Raw genomic sequence first — 16,150 nt, 5'->3', positions numbered from 1 at the left:
AGATGGCGATAGCTCAACGGATACGCCGCGTACCAACGGATGCATACCAGAATGACGTCGATTGGGAAGCGCATCCCTTTGGTAGCCAGCATCTCGTTTCAAGCCTTTTCAGTCAAAGCGCTCAGCATAGTCGAGTGGCCGGCTTGACTGTCAACGCGACAGAGCCTACAAGGCCCCCGGCTATAATCCAACGCTGCTGCGCAGACGCTGTAGCAGCCCCCGATAGCCCGCCGGTTTTTAGTTTTTTGAGGACGCCATGAGCGCAAACGATCCCACCACGGCCCCCGAAGCAGTCCACACCGGCCCGATCAAGACCCCACAGCAGTTGCTGGCAGCGGTTTTTTTCTCTTTTGTAGTTCCTATTTTTGCCATTATCGGGCTGGTGCTGTACGTGACCTCCGGCAACAAGCCCTCATCGGGGGCCGCGGATACTGAAAAAGCCGTGGCGCAACGCATCCAGAAAATCGGCATGGTTGAACTCCGTGATGCCAATCGTCCCCTCCTGTCGGGTGAAGCCGTCTACAAAGCCCAATGCGTGACCTGCCATGCCGCAGGCGTCCTGGGTGCCCCCAAATTCGGCGATGCAGCGGCTTGGGAACCCCGCATCAAAACAGGTTTTGATGCGCTCTGGAATTCGGCCCTCAAAGGCAAAAACGCCATGGGTGCGCAAGGCGGTGGCAACTTTGAAGACATCGAAGTCGGCCGCGCCGTGGTGTACATGACGACGGCTGCAGGTGGCAAGTTTGCCGAGCCCACCGCACCCGCAGCCCCTGCAGTAGCGGCTGCCGCTCCGGCCGCACAAGCCGCTGCAACTCCACCGGCCGCTGTGGTGGCGGCCAACACGGCTGCTCCAGCTGCTCCCGCAATGCCTGCTGCCCCTGCTACCCCTTCCAAGGTCGCGGCGGCAGGTGCTGGCTCTGGCGCCGGTGAAGCCTTGTACAAGCAGGTTTGCTTCGCTTGCCATGCCGCCGGCGTGGCCGGTTCACCCAAGTTTGGCGACAAAGCGGCCTGGGCACCCCGCATCAAAACCGGCCTCGACATGCTGACGGCCAGCGCCATCAAAGGTAAAAATGCAATGCCACCCAAAGGCGGCTCCGCTGCACCTGACGCTGACGTCCGGTCCGCCGTGGAGTATATGGTGAACGCTGCCAAATAAGCAGCGCCAGTGCCTCAATAAAAAAGCCGGTCAGTGACCGGCTTTTTTATTGAGTATTTTAACAAAATACGGCTATAGCCCAAGCAGCACGGTCGCAATATGCTATATTTTTTGCAGCAACTGTGGACTGCGCACATAGCCAAACCGCGCGGGTAAATCACCTGCCAGCAGTTCTTCTGGAACCCACAGACCCTGCTCCATGGCATCGGCCGCGTGTGTCATGTCCAGCGTGTGGACCAGACCGAAGCCCAGATCGGTTTCCAGGTACACCCGGCCTTGTTCATCCAGCACGCAGCGCTGGACACGGGCAGGCTGGCCGGTGTGCGCCGTGGCCGCAAAAGCGGGTGCTGCATCAACGCGCCAGATCAGCGGCGTGGCTTCCAGCTCTACATAGACGCGTTGCGGGCCGTTCTGGAAAAACCACTGACCGCTGGCGTCGCTTTCGTAGTTGCGCTGAATGAAGTCAATCAGCTTTTCGTGCTTGAGCATCGAGCCCTTGCTGGCCACGCCGCTCCCGCCATCTAGCGAAGAAAAAGGCCCGGCTGCCTGGGCCCTGTCGTCGCGCATGTACCAATTGCCACGCGCATCCAGCCCGAGCCAGCCGTAGCAATTGGGAACGTTGGGCCATTTCGCGATGGCCTGGCGAACAATATCATCCATGCAGTGATTTTGCGCTGCCTTGGTGGGCGTGATGCGCGCAGGGTCAAGAAACCTACAGCTGCGCCGCCAGAAAAGCGGTGACCGCTTCAGGCATGGCGCGCACGTGCCCGGGGAAATTTTCCCAAAGAGAAGATGACGAAGGAAAACCCACGTGGCCGCCCTGCTCAGGCTGCCAGAGGGTGACATAGCTACTGACATCGGCGGCCAGCGGCAGGCTGCTGGCCGGAACGAAGGGATCATTCAGCGCGTTCAGGGCCAGCGCCGGCACGGCCACCTGATGCAAATGCGGCTTGGCCGAGGCGCGCGCCCAGTAGTCCTCTGCGTCCTTGAAACCGTGGACTGGCGCAGTGAACACATTGTCAAATTCGTACAGGTCGCGCGCGGCCAGGAGCTGTTGGCGGTCAAACAGGCCGGGGTGCTGCGCCAGCTTTTGGAGCGCCTTGGGCACCATGGTCTTGAGGAACATGCGGGTGTACACCTGACGGTTGAACCCCCGGCCGATGGCCCTACCGCTGGCCGCCAGATCAAGCGGCGAGCAGACCGAAGCAACGCCTGCAACCACCTGCCGGGCCTCTGCACCTAACTCGGCAGCCCAACGCATCAGCGCATTGCCGCCCAGGGAAATGCCGACGGCCACCACCGGCCCGGCGTGCTGGTCTGCAAAGCGCCTGAGCAGCCAGTCGATCTCGGCGAAATCACCCGAGTGGTAGGCGCGCGGCGCCAGATTAAGCTCGCCGGAGCAGCCGCGAAAGTGCGGCACGGCGCAAGCCCAGCCATGGGTGCGGGCGACGTCGGCAAAGGCTTCGGCATAGTGGCTGGACGACGAACCCTCCAGGCCGTGGAAGACCACTAATAAGGGTGGTGCCGCCACGCTTGCAGGCATGGGCATCAGCCAGTCGACATCCACAAAGTCGTTGTCGGGCGTGGTCCAGCGTTCGCGGCGAAACATGGGCGGTTGCCCGAGGAAGCGGCGGGCGCGTAATGCCGCCCATATGGTCTGCGAATTGCCGCCTGGAAGCCACCATGGCGCTACATAATTCATAGCTGCTGATGCCCGTCAGTGAAGCATGGGCGGGACTTCTGACACCTCCTGCAGGTCGCGCGAAGTACCGGGGCTGGCATGATGGGCCACCATGCGCCAGCCTTGCGCCGTTGCGTGATACACGTTGGTGGCAATCACATAGGCGTGGCGCGGGCCTTCTTCGGTCAGCACTTCAACACGCTCCAGCACACTGTGCACACTGGCGCTCAGGGCTTCCACCTTACGGACTTTTTCGGCATGGGCCCGAATGGTGCCATTGGAAAACATAGCATCAAACGCGGCGCGTATGGCGGCGCCACCCACCAGCCGCGCGCCGCCCGGGTGCACGCAAACAATGTCGTCCTCATCACCCCAACAAGCCATGAGCTTTTCGATGTCGCCACTTTGCAGCGCTTCGTAAAAAGCGGCCTCAGTATCGTCGGCGTTGCCGATACTGGCGGGAGGGACTTTGGGTTTTGGCATGAGGGCAATCAGAAAATGGACGCGATGAATCTGCTTTTGAATTCTGCTTGGGATTGCGCCCGACATCAAGCTAATGTAGTGTTGCATGCTTGATGGCAACGACAAAAATGATGGTTTATTGGCCAGGGCGAGGCGTAAACCACAGCGCCCCATAGATCCCTTGCGGATTGGCAGCGATGCCATGGCCGAAAAGGCGCCTTTTTCTGTACCCGATAGCGCTCAATACCACACCAAGCCAAGCTGTTGCCGCCCTCGCCAGTCGCTGAAGGCCGCCGGCGCATCAGCCCTCATTCAGCGCGCGGGGCGAGGCCGTGCTTGTCCATCAGGCGGTATAGCGTCATGCGCGAAATACCCAGGTCGCGCGCCGCATGGGTGACGTTGCGGCCGGCACGATCGAGGGTCAGCGTAATCGCATTGCGCTCGGCCATGGTGCGCACCGCGTCCAGTCCGATGCCGACAGGCCCGCTCGCCTCCGCCAACCCCAGATCGGCCGACGTGATCAAGCGCTGGTCCGTCATCACCATGGCGCGCTGAACACGATTGCACAACTCGCGCACGTTGCCCCGCCAGCCGTGGAACATCATCGCAGCCATGGCCTGCCGGCTGAAGCCTTCCACCCGCCGGTGCTTGTCGGCCATGCAACGCTGCAAAAAATGCTGCGCCAGCATCGGCACGTCGGACATGCGTTCGCGCAAGGGCGGCACCACGATGGGCAAGACATTCAGGCGATAGAACAGGTCTTCACGAAACCGGCCTGCAGCCACCGCCTCCGCCGGATCCACGTGCGAGGCCGCGATCACGTGGGCATCGACCTGCAGGCTGCGCGTGGAACCCACACGATGAATGGTATGTTCCTGCAGAAAACGCAACAGGTTGGTCTGCAGTTCAAGCGGCAGGTCGGTGATTTCGTCCAGGAAGATGGTGCCGCCGCTGGCCGCCTCGATCAATCCTTGCTTGCCTGCCGTCGCGCCGGTGAAGGAGCCGCGCTCGTGGCCAAACAGTTCCGAATGAATCAGCGACGGCGCAATTGCACCGCAATCGACGGCTACGAACGGACCGGCAGCGCGCCGGGAACACTGGTGAATGGCACGCGCGGCCAGTTCCTTGCCACTGCCGCTTTCTCCACCGATGAGCACCGGCGCGTCGGTGGCGGCCACCTTGCGGATCTGTTGTTGCAAGCGCGCAATCGCCGCGCTGTGCCCGACCATGCCCATGCTGCCTGCGGCTTGGAGGTATGCCTCGCCCTGGCCACGCAGTTGGGCGCGGCGAAAGGCGTGGCCCAGCGTGAGGTCGAGCACGCGCCAGTCCAGCGGCTGCGTGTGGTAGTCAAAAAAGTAGTTCAGGACCAACTCGCGCAGGACCTGCGAATTGAGCGCCTCGACGTCGAATACGCCTACCCACTCCACCCGATGTGACAGCCTCAGGAACTCCTCAACCGAGTCCAGCCGCCCAGGCGTAAAGTCCCTGAGCAGCAGCACGCCGACCGGCACTTGCTGATGCGCCTGAATGCGTCGCGCCGCAGCCAGGTCGGCTGCCGGCAACACGTCCCAAGCAGCGGCCCGCAAATGGTCGGCCACCTCTGCAGAATGCGTGCCCAGACTGACGCAAAGGATTTTTCGCAATTCCATGAAGCCCTTTAGAAAGACATCGGAATCCTGAGGTTCACGGTCAGGTCCGGTGTGTCCCGCGTGAGGCCGGCACCGACCGTGACGCTCAAAGTGGTCTTGTCGCTGTATCGGTACGAATAGCCCAGCAGCAGGCTGGCCAGCTGGGTGCGCACGGAGCCCGGCACTGGCACACCGTCCTGGCGCGTGCGGGCGATTGAGTTCAGGTCAACGCCCATGCTGAACGAAGATTTTTCGTTGAGCGCCAGCCCCATGCCAAAATTGATGCCGAAGACGCCGCCGGGCTCCACCGTGCCAAGGAACTCACGCTCGCCGTTGAGCACCAGGCGGCTGACGTCGCTGCGCTTGAAGTTGTACGTGTAGCTGATGCCACCAAAGAACACTGCGGGATCAGACGGGAACAGCCAGGTCAGGCCCGGTTGCAGTGAGTAAAAACCCGAGCCGGTCGGCAGGTCGAGCGACAGGCCGGTCCCCGTCGTGTTGCCCACGCAGCGCGTGACGCAGTCGGTTACTACATCGAACGGATCCTTGCCGGTACGCGACTTGAAACGCATCGATCCGATGAAATAGGGCTTGTTACCGCCTCCTTCGTTGAGTTGGTAACGCGCCGCGAGTTCGACGTCGCCGAGGGCCTTGCCGCTGGTGCTGTACACGCTGTCAGTGGCCGTTCCAATCGCGATTTCGCGGCTGATCGTCGAATCGGACCGGTACACGTAAGGCAGCTTGGCCTCCAGTTCCAGCCGATTGGTCAGGCCATAGCGGCCCGTCAAGGCACCCGTTAGCGTGTTGCGCTTGACCTCGCGCACGTCTACCAGGCCGATCAGCAATGCCGGAATGATGGTGTAGCCCACCAGTGCCACCCGGTTGCTCGACGAGTAACTGTATTGCACCGAGGGCTCCAGCACAAATTTGCTCTTGGGGGTGAGAATTCCCGGCTGGTCGAACAACGGCGCCACGGCCGGTGGCCGGGGCTCCTGACTTGGCGCAGTCCCCACGCGCACGGCGCGCTGGGAAGTATCGGATGCACTGACCGTGTCCTGCGTTTGCGGCGTTTGCGCGGACGGCGCCACGCGCTCGGCCCGACCGGCGACGGGGCGTGACTCCTGGCCCAGCGCACGCTGCAATTCGCGTTGACGCGCCTCCTGGTCTGCCACCGCTTGCCTGAGGGTTTCGATCTGGTGGGCTTGTTCAGTCAACTGCTGCTGCAGCTGCTCGATACGCGCGCCCGCATCATCACTCGGCGCCGGCACGCCCTGTGCGTGGGATGCCGTTGCTGTCATGGCCAGCGCGGAGCAGGCAAGAAAGGCCAACGGCCCGTTATGGAGATATCTGTTCACGAAGCCCCCCTATCTATGCGGTCTCACAGCGTGAGACCTTTCATTTTTTTTCTTGCCCATAGCGTAGGCCATAGCTGCAATTGGCGGCAAGAAGCAAATCGCAACAAAAGGTAATTCCCCAACCAAGGAACGGCGTGCTGTCACATGCCTGATACGTCGGGAGCCGACGCGCCTCAACGGTCCGCAAACCTGCGCCAGACGGGGTACCAAGACGCGTTTCCCCTGTCTCTGGCTGACGCCCGAGCCATTGCCCCGTTGCCGGCATCGTCACAGGGTCGAGACAGTTACACGGGCGCATCGTCATCGTGCCTGCGGGTGACTCCGCACGCCCTCGCGGAGGTCACGATATATGGAAAGCGGTAAACCGTCTCGCATTCAAGGTTGCGAGGTAACCGTCAGACAACTGTGACAGTTCGCCCCAACCCGCCATCGTGTGACCGCGACGGCATGACTTGCGAATCAACAGCAATTCCCTTTTTTCCTAACGACGTCAAGGACTTAGCAATTGCAGAGAAAAGTTGGCATCGAAGTTGCTGAATCGCCACCGATTTGCGGTCACGCAATTCACCAAGACTGTTTGTCAAACCAACTTGAATCATCTTAGGAGAGGTAACATGAAAAAGACACTTCTGGCTTCGGCCATCGCCCTTGCATTCGCTTCCGCATGGGCAAACCCGACCAACGACGGTACCGTCGGTACTACTAGCGCAGCGACCGGAAACCAAACCGCGACTGCCACCTCGACGCAAGGCGGCAATGCGCCACAGGCCAACGAGAATTCCACTGCGTCGCAAAACAACTCGGATCAAGCCAACAACAAGAGCACAACCAGCACCAGCACGAACAACTCTGATCAGGCCAACAACAAGAGTACGAACAATACGGATGTAAACAACAACAAGAGTACAAACAACGCCGACAATTCCGACCGTAGCATCAACAGGAATTCCGGCCAAGCGGTTGCCAGCGCTGCCCGGTCAGCAGCCATCAACAACGGCTCCACGGGTAATTTCACGAACGCCTTCAACACGTCCAATGCCACAGCGACCAGCAATCTTTCAGGGTCCGTAAGCGGTAACACCGTTCAGAACATCGGCAACATCGCCACCAACAACGGAAATGCAAACGGTGCCGTTGGTGGTGCCGGAACCGGTGGCAACGCAACAGGCGGCAATAACAGCGGCAACGGCGGTGCAGGCACTGGCGGCGCGGGCGGGGCTGGCGGTAACGCCGGCGCGGCGACTGGCGGGGCTGGCGGGGCTGGCGGGGCTGGCGGTATTGCCAGCGCAGTCAACGGCAGCGCCAGCAACGGCAGCAACACGGCTGGTTCGGCAACGAACAACGGCGCTCAGGCGGGCGACGGCGGTAATGGTGGCCGTGCCGGTAATGCAACGGGCGGCGCTGGCGGCGCCGGCTCTGGTGATGGCGGCTCGGCACTGTCGGCCAATCTGAGCCGTGGTGGCAATTCCGAATCGGAGAGCAGCGCAACGGGTGGCCGGAGTGCGTCCGACAATGCTTCCCGCACCGGCGGCGCCCTCAGCGCTTCGGTCGGTGTTGGCACCGGCGGTCCTGGCGGCGGTGGCGGTGCTCGCTCCGGCGGCGCTGGCAGTGCCGACGGCGGCACCAGCGGCAACGCCAATGGTGGTTCTGCCAATGGCGGCAACGGCGGCACCGGCGGGCTGACCACCCCGGGGGGTGCAGGTGGCACTGGTGGCTCGGCGAGCGGCGGCGGTACCGGCGGCGCGGCTGGCGGTTCGACCAGCACCACGGGCAACGCAGGCAATGGCGGCAACGGCGCGGGCGGCACGGGCACGGGCGGCGCTTCCACAGGCACCACTGGTGCAGCCACGGGCACGGCGACTGCGAACGGCGGCGCTGGCACCACGGGCGCCACGAGTTCGACTGGTGGAGCCGGATCATCCGGTCCGGCAACGGCCACCGCTGGAAACGGCACGGGCACCGGCGCAGGCGGCGGCAATGCAACCAACAACGCCGGTAACGGCGCAAGCGGCGGCTCGGCAACCAACGGCAACGCGACCACGTCGGCCAGCAACGGCAACGCCACGAACGGCAGTTCGACAGGCGGCACTGCGCAAGGTGCGGCTGGCGCAGTTGGCGCAACAGGCACCAGCACCGGTGCTGCCGGCGCAGCAGGCGCCACCGGTACCGGCGGTGCAGGCGGGGGCACGGGCGGCACGGCGAACGCTGCCATTGGCAACGGTGGGACTGGCGGAGCGGGCGGCAGCAACAGTGTGAATGCCGGAACGTTCAGCATGGCAAACACCATGACCAGCGTCGGTCAATCGGCAGCCGGCATCATGGTTGCGAGCCAGAACAGCGGCATTTCCGCGCTGGTTCAGCAAAGCGTGAACGTGCAGGCTAACCTGGCCGTCGGCAAGTAAGCCGCCAAGTCGGCATCGATCGCGGCCTCACGCCACGGTCGATGCCGACTTGCCGCCACCGCATACCCAAGGGGAAACAAAATGAAACCTACTGACCTCTCCTGGCTCGTCGGCGCAGCGTTCGTTTTAGCGCTGCCCGCGCAGGCGATGGCTCAAGCATCACTGGCGCCGCAGGACACCGCCAGCACCGTGGCGCAAAGCGCCGAACGCAGCGGGTTCGCCGGGTTTGACAAGCCAGTCGAGGCGGCCACGCTGGAGGCGTATCGTGGCGGGCGTGAAGTGGTCATCAACGACATGACACTCGCCGGCACAACGGCCAACAACACCGCCATCAACGTGGCAACCGGCACCAACGCCATCAGCGCTGGAGCATTTTCCAACATGAGCGGCATGCCGATGGTGATCCAGAATTCCGGCGCCAACGTGTTGATCCAGAATGCCGTTATTCTGAATCTGCAGGTGAATTGACCGGAGGACATCATGCGTTGGCTGCTCATGTCCCTGGCGCTCATGGCTTCGACGGCCGGGGCGCAACAAAGTTACCTGCCGTCACTGGGCAGCGGCGATGTAATCATGCCCGTCACCAGCATCCGGCAAGCACGGCTGGCCGGCACACTGCTGCAGCAATACGACTTCAGTTGCGGTTCGGCCGCCGTGGCCACGCTGCTGACCCACCATTACGGCTACCCGGTGTCTGAGAGCGTGGTCTTCGAATATATGTACCGGCACGGCGACCAGTCAAAAATTCAACGCGAGGGGTTTTCGCTGCTCGACATGAAGCGGTTTCTGCAGGCACAGGGCTTCGAGGCGGACGGCTTCGAGCAGCCGCTGGACAAACTCGCTGAAGCACGCGTGCCTGCCATTGTGCTGATCAACGAAAACGGCTACCAGCATTTTGTGGTGGTCAAGGGGCTGCGCGATGACCGTGTGCTGATCGGCGATCCGGCGAACGGTACGCGTGCCGTGCCGCGCCTGGCTTTCGAGGCCAGCTGGCAAAGCGGCCTGCTGTTCGTCATTCACAACCGCATGGAGTCCGCGCACTTCAACATGGCGGCCGACTGGCGCACCGCACCTCGGGCGCCGCTGCTGGCCGGGATCAATCGGGATGGCCTTGCGGGCGTGACCATGCCCAAGCACGGCCCGGGAGACTTCTAATGAAACAGACACCCCGCCTTCACGTAGGGGCCAGGCGCAGATGCTGGCCGATTGCAGGCTTGTGCGGGCTACTGCTTGCCAGCGCCAGCCAGGCGCAGAATGACCCTGCGCAGCAGCCGGCAGAGGAATCGACGATGTGGCTCGCCGCCAGCAACCACACGCTGGACCATATGCGCGGCGGCTTCGACTTTGGCGCAGGTCTTTTCGTGTCGTTCGGCATCAGCCGCGCGGTCTACATCAACGACCAGTTGGTCACCACCATGTCGCTCCAGCTGGGTGACATCACCAAGCTCACGCCAGCGCAGGCTGCAGCGCTGGGCCAGCAAATCATCTCGCAGACGCAAGTCGCGCAAAACGGGCCCGGCAATACGGTGGAGCCCGGCCCAGTGATCGTCCCGTTGGCCACGTACATCCAGAACACACTGAACAACCAGACCATCCGCAACCAGACAGCGCAGCCTGCAGTGCCGGGCCAGCAGATCGCCCCGCAGGCGCAAGTCGTGCAAAACGGCCCCGGCAATACGGTGGAGCCCGGCGCAGTGATGGTCCCCTTGGCCACGTACATCCAGAACACACTGAACAACCAGACCATCCGCAACCAAACCGTGATCCAGGCGGCCACCAACGGCCTTGGCATCCTGAAGAGCCTGAACCTGCAGGCGACGATCAGTCAGGCCATAGCCAACGCTATTGCAAATCGCTAGTGTGACGTTGCCTTTTGACTCAAACGACTGCAAGCGCTGCTGGCACGTAGGCCCTTCTGCAGGATATCGCGAGCACACTCTTGGTACAGCTAAATGACTTTGGGGGTTAGAGGTGGTGGGCGAGGAGTTGGCCGTCCCGCAGGTTGCGCGCGGTAAACAGTGTGGTCGTTGCATGACGCTTGGCTGGTAGTCGTGCGTCAAAGTAGCTGCACGTCCCTTCTTCAGCGGCAAGCCGGAGTACATGCGGTGCAGGGCCTGCACCCGGCTCTTCCAGACTCACTCAGACTCACTTCATCGCAGCCCAGCGCGTGCCACATCCACCTTGACCGGCGGGAGCGGCGATGTCCCTGTCGGCATCCCGCCAATGCCAGCGCACGATGCGTGCCCGCCCTTGACCCGCCTTACGCCTCAAGCTTGAATTCCCGCGGGTATCGGCCTCGGGATTGGGTGCCCTTCTTGTTGCTGAACTCGCACTCTCCTTTACTGAATTTGATCGCCAGTTATGACGTATGATTTTCTACGTCAACCTCAGGCATTCGACTATGTTAGTGTTGTGGCTTGAATTTTGGAGGGCTTTGCCATGAAATCCCGTTTATTAGGTTTGGCCATCGCAGCCGTATTGAGCTTTCTGCTGACAGGCTGCGGTTACAACGATTTCCAGCGTCTGGACGAGCAAACCAAGTCCGCCTGGTCCGAAGTGCTGAACCAGTACCAGCGCCGTGCTGACCTGGTGCCGAATATTGTGGCCACGGTCAAGGGCGAAGCCGCTTTCGAGCAGGACACGCTGACCAAGGTGATTGAAGCGCGCGCCAAGGCCACGTCCATTCAAGTAACGCCAGAAACGCTGAACGACCCTGCGGCCTTCAGTAAATTTCAGGCAGCCCAGGGCGAACTAGGCAGCGCACTGAGTCGGCTGATGGTAGTCAGCGAACGCTATCCCGAGCTCAAGGCCAACCAAGCTTTTCGTGATTTGCGGGTGCAGCTCGAAGGCACCGAAAACCGCATCACCGTGGCACGCAACCGCTACATTCAGACGGTGCAGGCCTACAACGTGCTGACGCGCAGTTTCCCCAGCAACCTGACCGCCATGATATTCAGCTACAGCGTTAAGCCCAACTTTGCTGTGCAAAACGAGGCTCAGATTTCTGCGCCCCCGGTAGTGGACTTCAACAAGAAGTAAGCAGCCGCTGTTACTGACTATGCGCCGCTTTTTGGTCTTTCTTTTTTCGGGCTGGGCTGGCCTGTTGCTAGCGGCTTGGCTGCCTTTCACCGCCTTCGCACAAGACGTGCAGGGGGTGCAAGCGGTGCCTCCCCTGACATCCCATGTCATGGACCTCACCGGCACACTGGATGCCGCGCAGCGTCAGGCCCTCGAGGCCAAACTGACGGCTTTTGAGCAGGCTCGCGGCGCACAGGTGGTGGTGCTGATGGTGCCCACCACCCAACCCGAAGATATAGCCGCCTATGCGCAGCGGGTGGGCGACAGCTGGAAGATCGGACGCCAGGCTATCGGCGACGGCTTGCTGCTGGTGGTGGCCAAAAACGACCGTAAGGTTCGCATTGAAACGACCAAGGCGCTGGAGGGCGCAATTCCCGACCTGGCGGCGCGTCAGATCATCGACAACGCCATTACCCCGCGCTTCAAGCAAGGGGACTTTACCGGTGGGCTGGATGCCGCGGCAGACCAGATCATTGCGCTGATCAGCGGTGAAAACCTGCCCGCGCCCGATAGCACCCACTCGATGCCCAAAAACATGAAAGGCTTTAACTGGATGAACCTGGCCGTCTTCCTGTTTTTTGCCGTACCAATTGGCGGGCGCGTGCTTGGGGGCTTGCTGGGGCGCAAGCTGGGTTCGGTGGTCACGGGTGGTGTCATCGGTGTGCTGGCCTGGATATTCACCAGCAGTGTGCTGATTGGCGGCATCGCCGCCCTGGCGGGCGTGGTATTCGCCCTGTTTGCGAGCCTGGGCTCGCTGGGCCGTGGCGGCAGCTTTTCAGGCTGGGGTGGCACCGGAGGAGGAGGAGGAGGCGGCGGCTTTAGCAGCGGTGGCGGTGGAAATTTCGGCGGCGGTGGCGCCTCGGGTGACTGGTAAGCCTCATGATCAACAAGCTAAAACGCCTTATCAAACACCTGTGGCTGGACACTTCAGATACCCGGCGCGCTGTTCCGCCCGACATGCTGCAGCGCCTGACGCAGCGGGTCGCGGCCAGCGAACGACGCCACGGCGGGCAAATTCGCATTTGCGTGGAAGCTTCGCTGCCCATCAGCTATTTGTGGCGACTGGACAGGCAGACCCCCATCAGCACCCTCACGCGGCAGCGTGCTGTGACCATGTTTGGAAAATTGCGTGTGTGGGACACCGAGCACAACAACGGCGTACTGATTTATGTACTGCTGGCCGAACACGCCATTGAAATTGTGGCGGACCGCAGCTTAATGCGGCATGTGAGCCCGCTGCAGTGGCAGGCCATGGTGGCACGCATCGCCAGCGCATTTCGGGACAAGCGCTACGAGGACGGACTGACACAGGCGATTGAAGAAACCTCGGCGGTGCTGATGGCGCATTTTACCGTGGAGGGCACGCTGGACAGCCAGCAGGCGCAGCCGAACGAATTGCCCGACACACCGTTATTGCAGTAGCTGGGCGGGTAGCCGGCATGACAGGCAAGTCGAAGCAGTGCCATCGAGCGGTGCTGCCGACAGGCCGGCACGGTTCGGCACAAAGCGGCCTACCCCGCGCCGCCACAAAAAAGCCCCTGACTTGCGGCAGGGGCTTGATGCAGGATCCCGGTATGCGGGGGCCTGCTGTAGCGGCCTAAGCCCGCTGTTATTTCTTCTGGCGGTATTTGCGCAGCGCGGAAATCTGGGCGACCATCACGGCGAGTTCGGACTGGGCCATGGCGATGTCAATTTCGCTCTTGGCGTTTTTCAGCGCTTCTTCAGCGGCAGCCTTGGCTGCGCTGGCCTTCGCCTCGTCCAGGTCTTTGCCACGAATGGCGGTATCGCTCAATACCGTCACGCAATGGGGCTGCACTTCGAGGAGCCCGCCGGCTACAAACACAAACTCTTCAGTGCCATCCGCTTTTTCAATGCGTACTGCCCCCGGCTTGATGCGGGTGATCAGCGGCGTGTGGCGCGGGTAGATACCCAGCTCGCCCGCTTCCCCGGGCAAAACCACAAACTTGGCTTCGCCGGAGAAGATAGCTTCTTCTGCGCTGACAACGTCGACGTGGATGGTAGGCATATAAACCGCTCCGTTAGTCAGTTAAACTTTTTTCGCTTTTTCAAACGCTTCGTCAATGGTGCCGACCATGTAGAAGGCCTGCTCTGGCAGATGATCGCACTCGCCAGCCACAATCATCTTGAAGCCACGAATGGTTTCGGCCAAGCTCACGTACTTGCCGGGCGAGCCGGTGAACACTTCAGCAACGTGGAAAGGCTGGGAAAGGAAACGCTGGATCTTGCGGGCACGGGCCACGGCCAGTTTGTCCTCAGGGGCCAACTCATCCATGCCCAGAATCGCAATAATGTCGCGCAATTCCTTGTAGCGCTGCAGCGTACCCTGTACGGCGCGGGCGGTGGCGTAGTGGTCTTCACCAACCACGTTGGGGTCAAGTTGGCGGCTGGTCGAATCCAGCGGATCCACAGCGGGGTAGATACCCAGCGAGGCGATGTCACGCGACAGCACCACGGTGGAATCAAGGTGAGCAAAGGTCGTGGCAGGCGACGGGTCGGTCAAGTCATCGGCAGGAACGTAAACGGCCTGGATGGACGTGATGGAGCCCACCTTGGTGGAGGTAATGCGCTCTTGCAGGCGGCCCATTTCCTCGGCCAGCGTCGGCTGGTAACCCACGGCGGAAGGCATGCGGCCCAACAGCGCGGACACTTCGGTACCGGCCAGCGTGTAGCGGTAAATGTTGTCCACGAAGAACAGCACGTCGCGGCCTTCGTCACGGAAAGACTCGGCAATCGTCAGGCCGGTCAGCGCCACGCGCAGACGGTTGCCTGGGGGCTCATTCATCTGACCGTACACCATGGCCACTTTGGATTCGCCCAGGTTTTCAAGATTCACCACGCCGGACTCGGCCATCTCGTGGTAGAAGTCATTGCCCTCGCGGGTACGCTCGCCGACACCGGCAAACACGGACAGGCCCGAGTGCGCCTTGGCAATGTTGTTGATGAGTTCCATCATGTTCACGGTCTTGCCGACACCGGCGCCGCCGAACAGACCCACCTTGCCGCCTTTGGCAAACGGACAGATCAAGTCAATCACCTTGATGCCGGTTTCCAGCAACTCCTGCGAAGGGCTCAACTCGTCATAGGCGGGTGCCTTGCGGTGGATGGCAGCGGTGAGTTCCTGATTAACGGGGCCACGCTCGTCAATCGGCGCACCCAGCACGTCCATGATGCGGCCCAGCGTGGCTTTGCCCACGGGAACCGTAATCGGCGCACCGGTGTTGTACACGATATTGCCGCGGCGCATGCCATCTGACGTGCCCAGCGCAATGGTACGCACAATGCCGTCACCCAGCTGCTGCTGGACTTCCAGCGTCAGCGATGAGCCTTCCATCTTGAGCGCGTCATAAATTTTGGGCATCTGGTTACGCGGAAATTCCACGTCCAGCACCGCACCAATACACTGAACAATCTTGCCTTGAGCGCCTTTGTTCACTTGTAGATTCTCTTGAGCCATGACCGAATCCTTTTCCGTTCTTTGAATCTTGAATCGCGGTTTAAACCGCGGCAGCACCGGCAACGATTTCCGAAAGTTCTTTCGTAATCGCCGCCTGACGCGTCTTGTTGTAAATCAGCTTGAGTTCGTCTATTACACTGCCGGCGTTGTCGGTGGCAGACTTCATGGCCACCATGCGGGCTGACTGCTCCGAGGCCATGTTTTCGGCCACGGCCTGAAACACCAGCGCTTCCACGTAGCGCACCAGCAAATCATCAATCACGGTCTGCGCGTCGGGCTCGTAAATGTAGTCCCAGCCATGCTGGTCCTTGTCGGCCTGCAGGTGGTCAGCGGTGAGCGGCAGCAACTGCTCCACCATCGGCTCCTGCTTCATCGTGTTGATGAACTTGGTGTAGCAGAGGTAGACCGCGTTGACTTTGCCTTCGCTGTATGCATCGAGCAGCACCTTGACAGGGCCGATCAAGGTGTCCAAGTGCGGCTTATCTCCCAGCTGCGTCGCATGAGACACCACCTTGACGCCCACACGGTTGAGGAAGCCCAATCCCTTGTTGCCAATGGCCACGGCCTGCGCATCATGTCCGGCGGCCTGCAGATCCTTGAGCCTGGCGGTCAAGATGCGAAGAACGTTGGTGTTCAAACCACCGCACAAGCCCTTGTCGGTGCTTACCACGATAAACCCGGTGCTCTTGGCGTCGTTGGACTCCATGAACGCGTGGGTGTATTCGGGGTTAGCCTGGCTCAGGTTGGCCGTGATGTTGCGGATCTTGTCGCTGTAAGGACGGGCGGCACGCATCCGTTCCTGCGCCTTGCGCATTTTGGAGGCCGCCACCATTTCCATGGCTTTGGTGATCTTGCGGGTGTTTTCCACCGATTTGATCTTGCCGCGTATTTCCTTGCCTACTGCCATATGTTT

At 61.4% G+C, this 16,150-nt stretch carries 16 protein-coding genes and 1 pseudogene; 8 read left to right on the top strand and 9 right to left on the bottom strand.

Translation table 11 applies throughout. The features are described from left to right. Window positions 1-92 (bottom strand): annotated as a pseudogene (locus B3F77_RS21115) (IS6 family transposase); the annotation flags it as partial. A 164-nt stretch (window positions 93-256) separates the two neighbouring features. Here B3F77_RS21115 and B3F77_RS12345 point away from each other — a divergent pair. Continuing rightward, window positions 257-1,156: a c-type cytochrome gene (locus B3F77_RS12345; protein ID WP_293605238.1), complete on the top strand. Its 900-nt coding sequence runs from the start codon at window positions 257-259 to the stop codon at window positions 1,154-1,156. A gap of 102 nt (window positions 1,157-1,258) precedes the next feature. On the opposite strand, the gene B3F77_RS12340 is transcribed toward B3F77_RS12345, so the two are convergent. The 5 genes from B3F77_RS12340 to B3F77_RS12320 all read right to left on the bottom strand — a co-directional run bounded on the left by B3F77_RS12340 (window position 1,259) and on the right by B3F77_RS12320 (window position 6,225). Continuing rightward, window positions 1,259-1,816 carry a DUF2946 family protein gene (locus tag B3F77_RS12340; RefSeq protein WP_293605237.1) on the bottom strand — a complete coding sequence of 186 codons (558 nt, stop codon included), beginning with the start codon at window positions 1,814-1,816 and terminating at the stop codon, window positions 1,259-1,261. 52 nt (window positions 1,817-1,868) lie between these two features. Further along, the gene (locus B3F77_RS12335; protein ID WP_293605236.1) at window positions 1,869-2,858 is read right to left on the bottom strand and encodes a YheT family hydrolase; all 990 of its coding nucleotides are present in this window, start codon (window positions 2,856-2,858) and stop codon (window positions 1,869-1,871) included. Window positions 2,859-2,873: 15 nt separating this feature from the next. Continuing rightward, window positions 2,874-3,320 (bottom strand): YybH family protein, encoded by a 447-nt coding sequence (locus B3F77_RS12330; protein ID WP_293605235.1) that lies wholly within the window; start codon window positions 3,318-3,320, stop codon window positions 2,874-2,876. A gap of 287 nt (window positions 3,321-3,607) precedes the next feature. Next, entirely contained in the window at window positions 3,608-4,948 is a 1,341-nt protein-coding gene (locus B3F77_RS12325) for a sigma-54 dependent transcriptional regulator (RefSeq protein ID WP_293605234.1), read from the bottom strand. Window positions 4,949-4,956: 8 nt separating this feature from the next. Then, entirely contained in the window at window positions 4,957-6,225 is a 1,269-nt protein-coding gene (locus tag B3F77_RS12320; protein ID WP_414703005.1) for an acetate kinase, read from the bottom strand. Window positions 6,226-6,896: 671 nt separating this feature from the next. Between B3F77_RS12320 and B3F77_RS12315 the strand changes: the two genes are divergently transcribed. From B3F77_RS12315 to B3F77_RS12280, 7 genes are all read left to right on the top strand, one after another. Next, window positions 6,897-8,684 (top strand): hypothetical protein, encoded by a 1,788-nt coding sequence (locus tag B3F77_RS12315; protein WP_293605232.1) that lies wholly within the window; start codon window positions 6,897-6,899, stop codon window positions 8,682-8,684. Window positions 8,685-8,765: 81 nt separating this feature from the next. Further along, complete coding sequence (locus tag B3F77_RS12310) at window positions 8,766-9,152, top strand: hypothetical protein (RefSeq protein ID WP_293605231.1); 387 nt, start codon at window positions 8,766-8,768, stop codon at window positions 9,150-9,152. 12 nt (window positions 9,153-9,164) lie between these two features. After that, the gene (locus tag B3F77_RS12305; RefSeq protein ID WP_293605230.1) at window positions 9,165-9,839 is read left to right on the top strand and encodes a C39 family peptidase; all 675 of its coding nucleotides are present in this window, start codon (window positions 9,165-9,167) and stop codon (window positions 9,837-9,839) included. After that, complete coding sequence (locus tag B3F77_RS12300; protein ID WP_293605229.1) at window positions 9,839-10,543, top strand: hypothetical protein; 705 nt, start codon at window positions 9,839-9,841, stop codon at window positions 10,541-10,543. Before B3F77_RS12305 ends, B3F77_RS12300 begins: the two co-directional genes overlap by 1 nt. A 580-nt stretch (window positions 10,544-11,123) precedes the next feature. Then, the gene (locus B3F77_RS12290; RefSeq protein ID WP_293605228.1) at window positions 11,124-11,723 is read left to right on the top strand and encodes a LemA family protein; all 600 of its coding nucleotides are present in this window, start codon (window positions 11,124-11,126) and stop codon (window positions 11,721-11,723) included. A 19-nt stretch (window positions 11,724-11,742) separates the two neighbouring features. Then, window positions 11,743-12,636, top strand: a complete 894-nt coding sequence (locus B3F77_RS12285; protein ID WP_293605227.1) for a TPM domain-containing protein — start codon at window positions 11,743-11,745, stop codon at window positions 12,634-12,636. Window positions 12,637-12,641: 5 nt separating this feature from the next. Then, complete coding sequence (locus tag B3F77_RS12280) at window positions 12,642-13,184, top strand: TPM domain-containing protein (protein ID WP_293605226.1); 543 nt, start codon at window positions 12,642-12,644, stop codon at window positions 13,182-13,184. 187 nt (window positions 13,185-13,371) lie between these two features. Here the strand turns inward: B3F77_RS12280 and B3F77_RS12275 are convergent, their stop codons facing one another. The 3 genes from B3F77_RS12275 to atpG are packed head-to-tail and all read right to left on the bottom strand — an operon-like array spanning window position 13,372 to window position 16,144. Next, window positions 13,372-13,788: a F0F1 ATP synthase subunit epsilon gene (locus tag B3F77_RS12275; RefSeq protein WP_293605225.1), complete on the bottom strand. Its 417-nt coding sequence runs from the start codon at window positions 13,786-13,788 to the stop codon at window positions 13,372-13,374. A 21-nt stretch (window positions 13,789-13,809) separates the two neighbouring features. Beyond that, window positions 13,810-15,237, bottom strand: coding sequence for a F0F1 ATP synthase subunit beta (atpD, locus tag B3F77_RS12270; protein WP_293605224.1), 1,428 nt, complete (start codon window positions 15,235-15,237; stop codon window positions 13,810-13,812). A gap of 40 nt (window positions 15,238-15,277) precedes the next feature. Then, complete coding sequence (atpG, locus tag B3F77_RS12265; RefSeq protein ID WP_293605223.1) at window positions 15,278-16,144, bottom strand: F0F1 ATP synthase subunit gamma; 867 nt, start codon at window positions 16,142-16,144, stop codon at window positions 15,278-15,280. Window positions 16,145-16,150: the final 6 nt, after the last annotated feature.

Origin of the sequence: Polaromonas sp. UBA4122, from assembly GCA_002381615.1 — a bacterium.
GTDB lineage: Bacteria > Pseudomonadota > Gammaproteobacteria > Burkholderiales > Burkholderiaceae_C > Polaromonas.
This window is presented reverse-complemented; position numbering and strand designations above follow the sequence as displayed.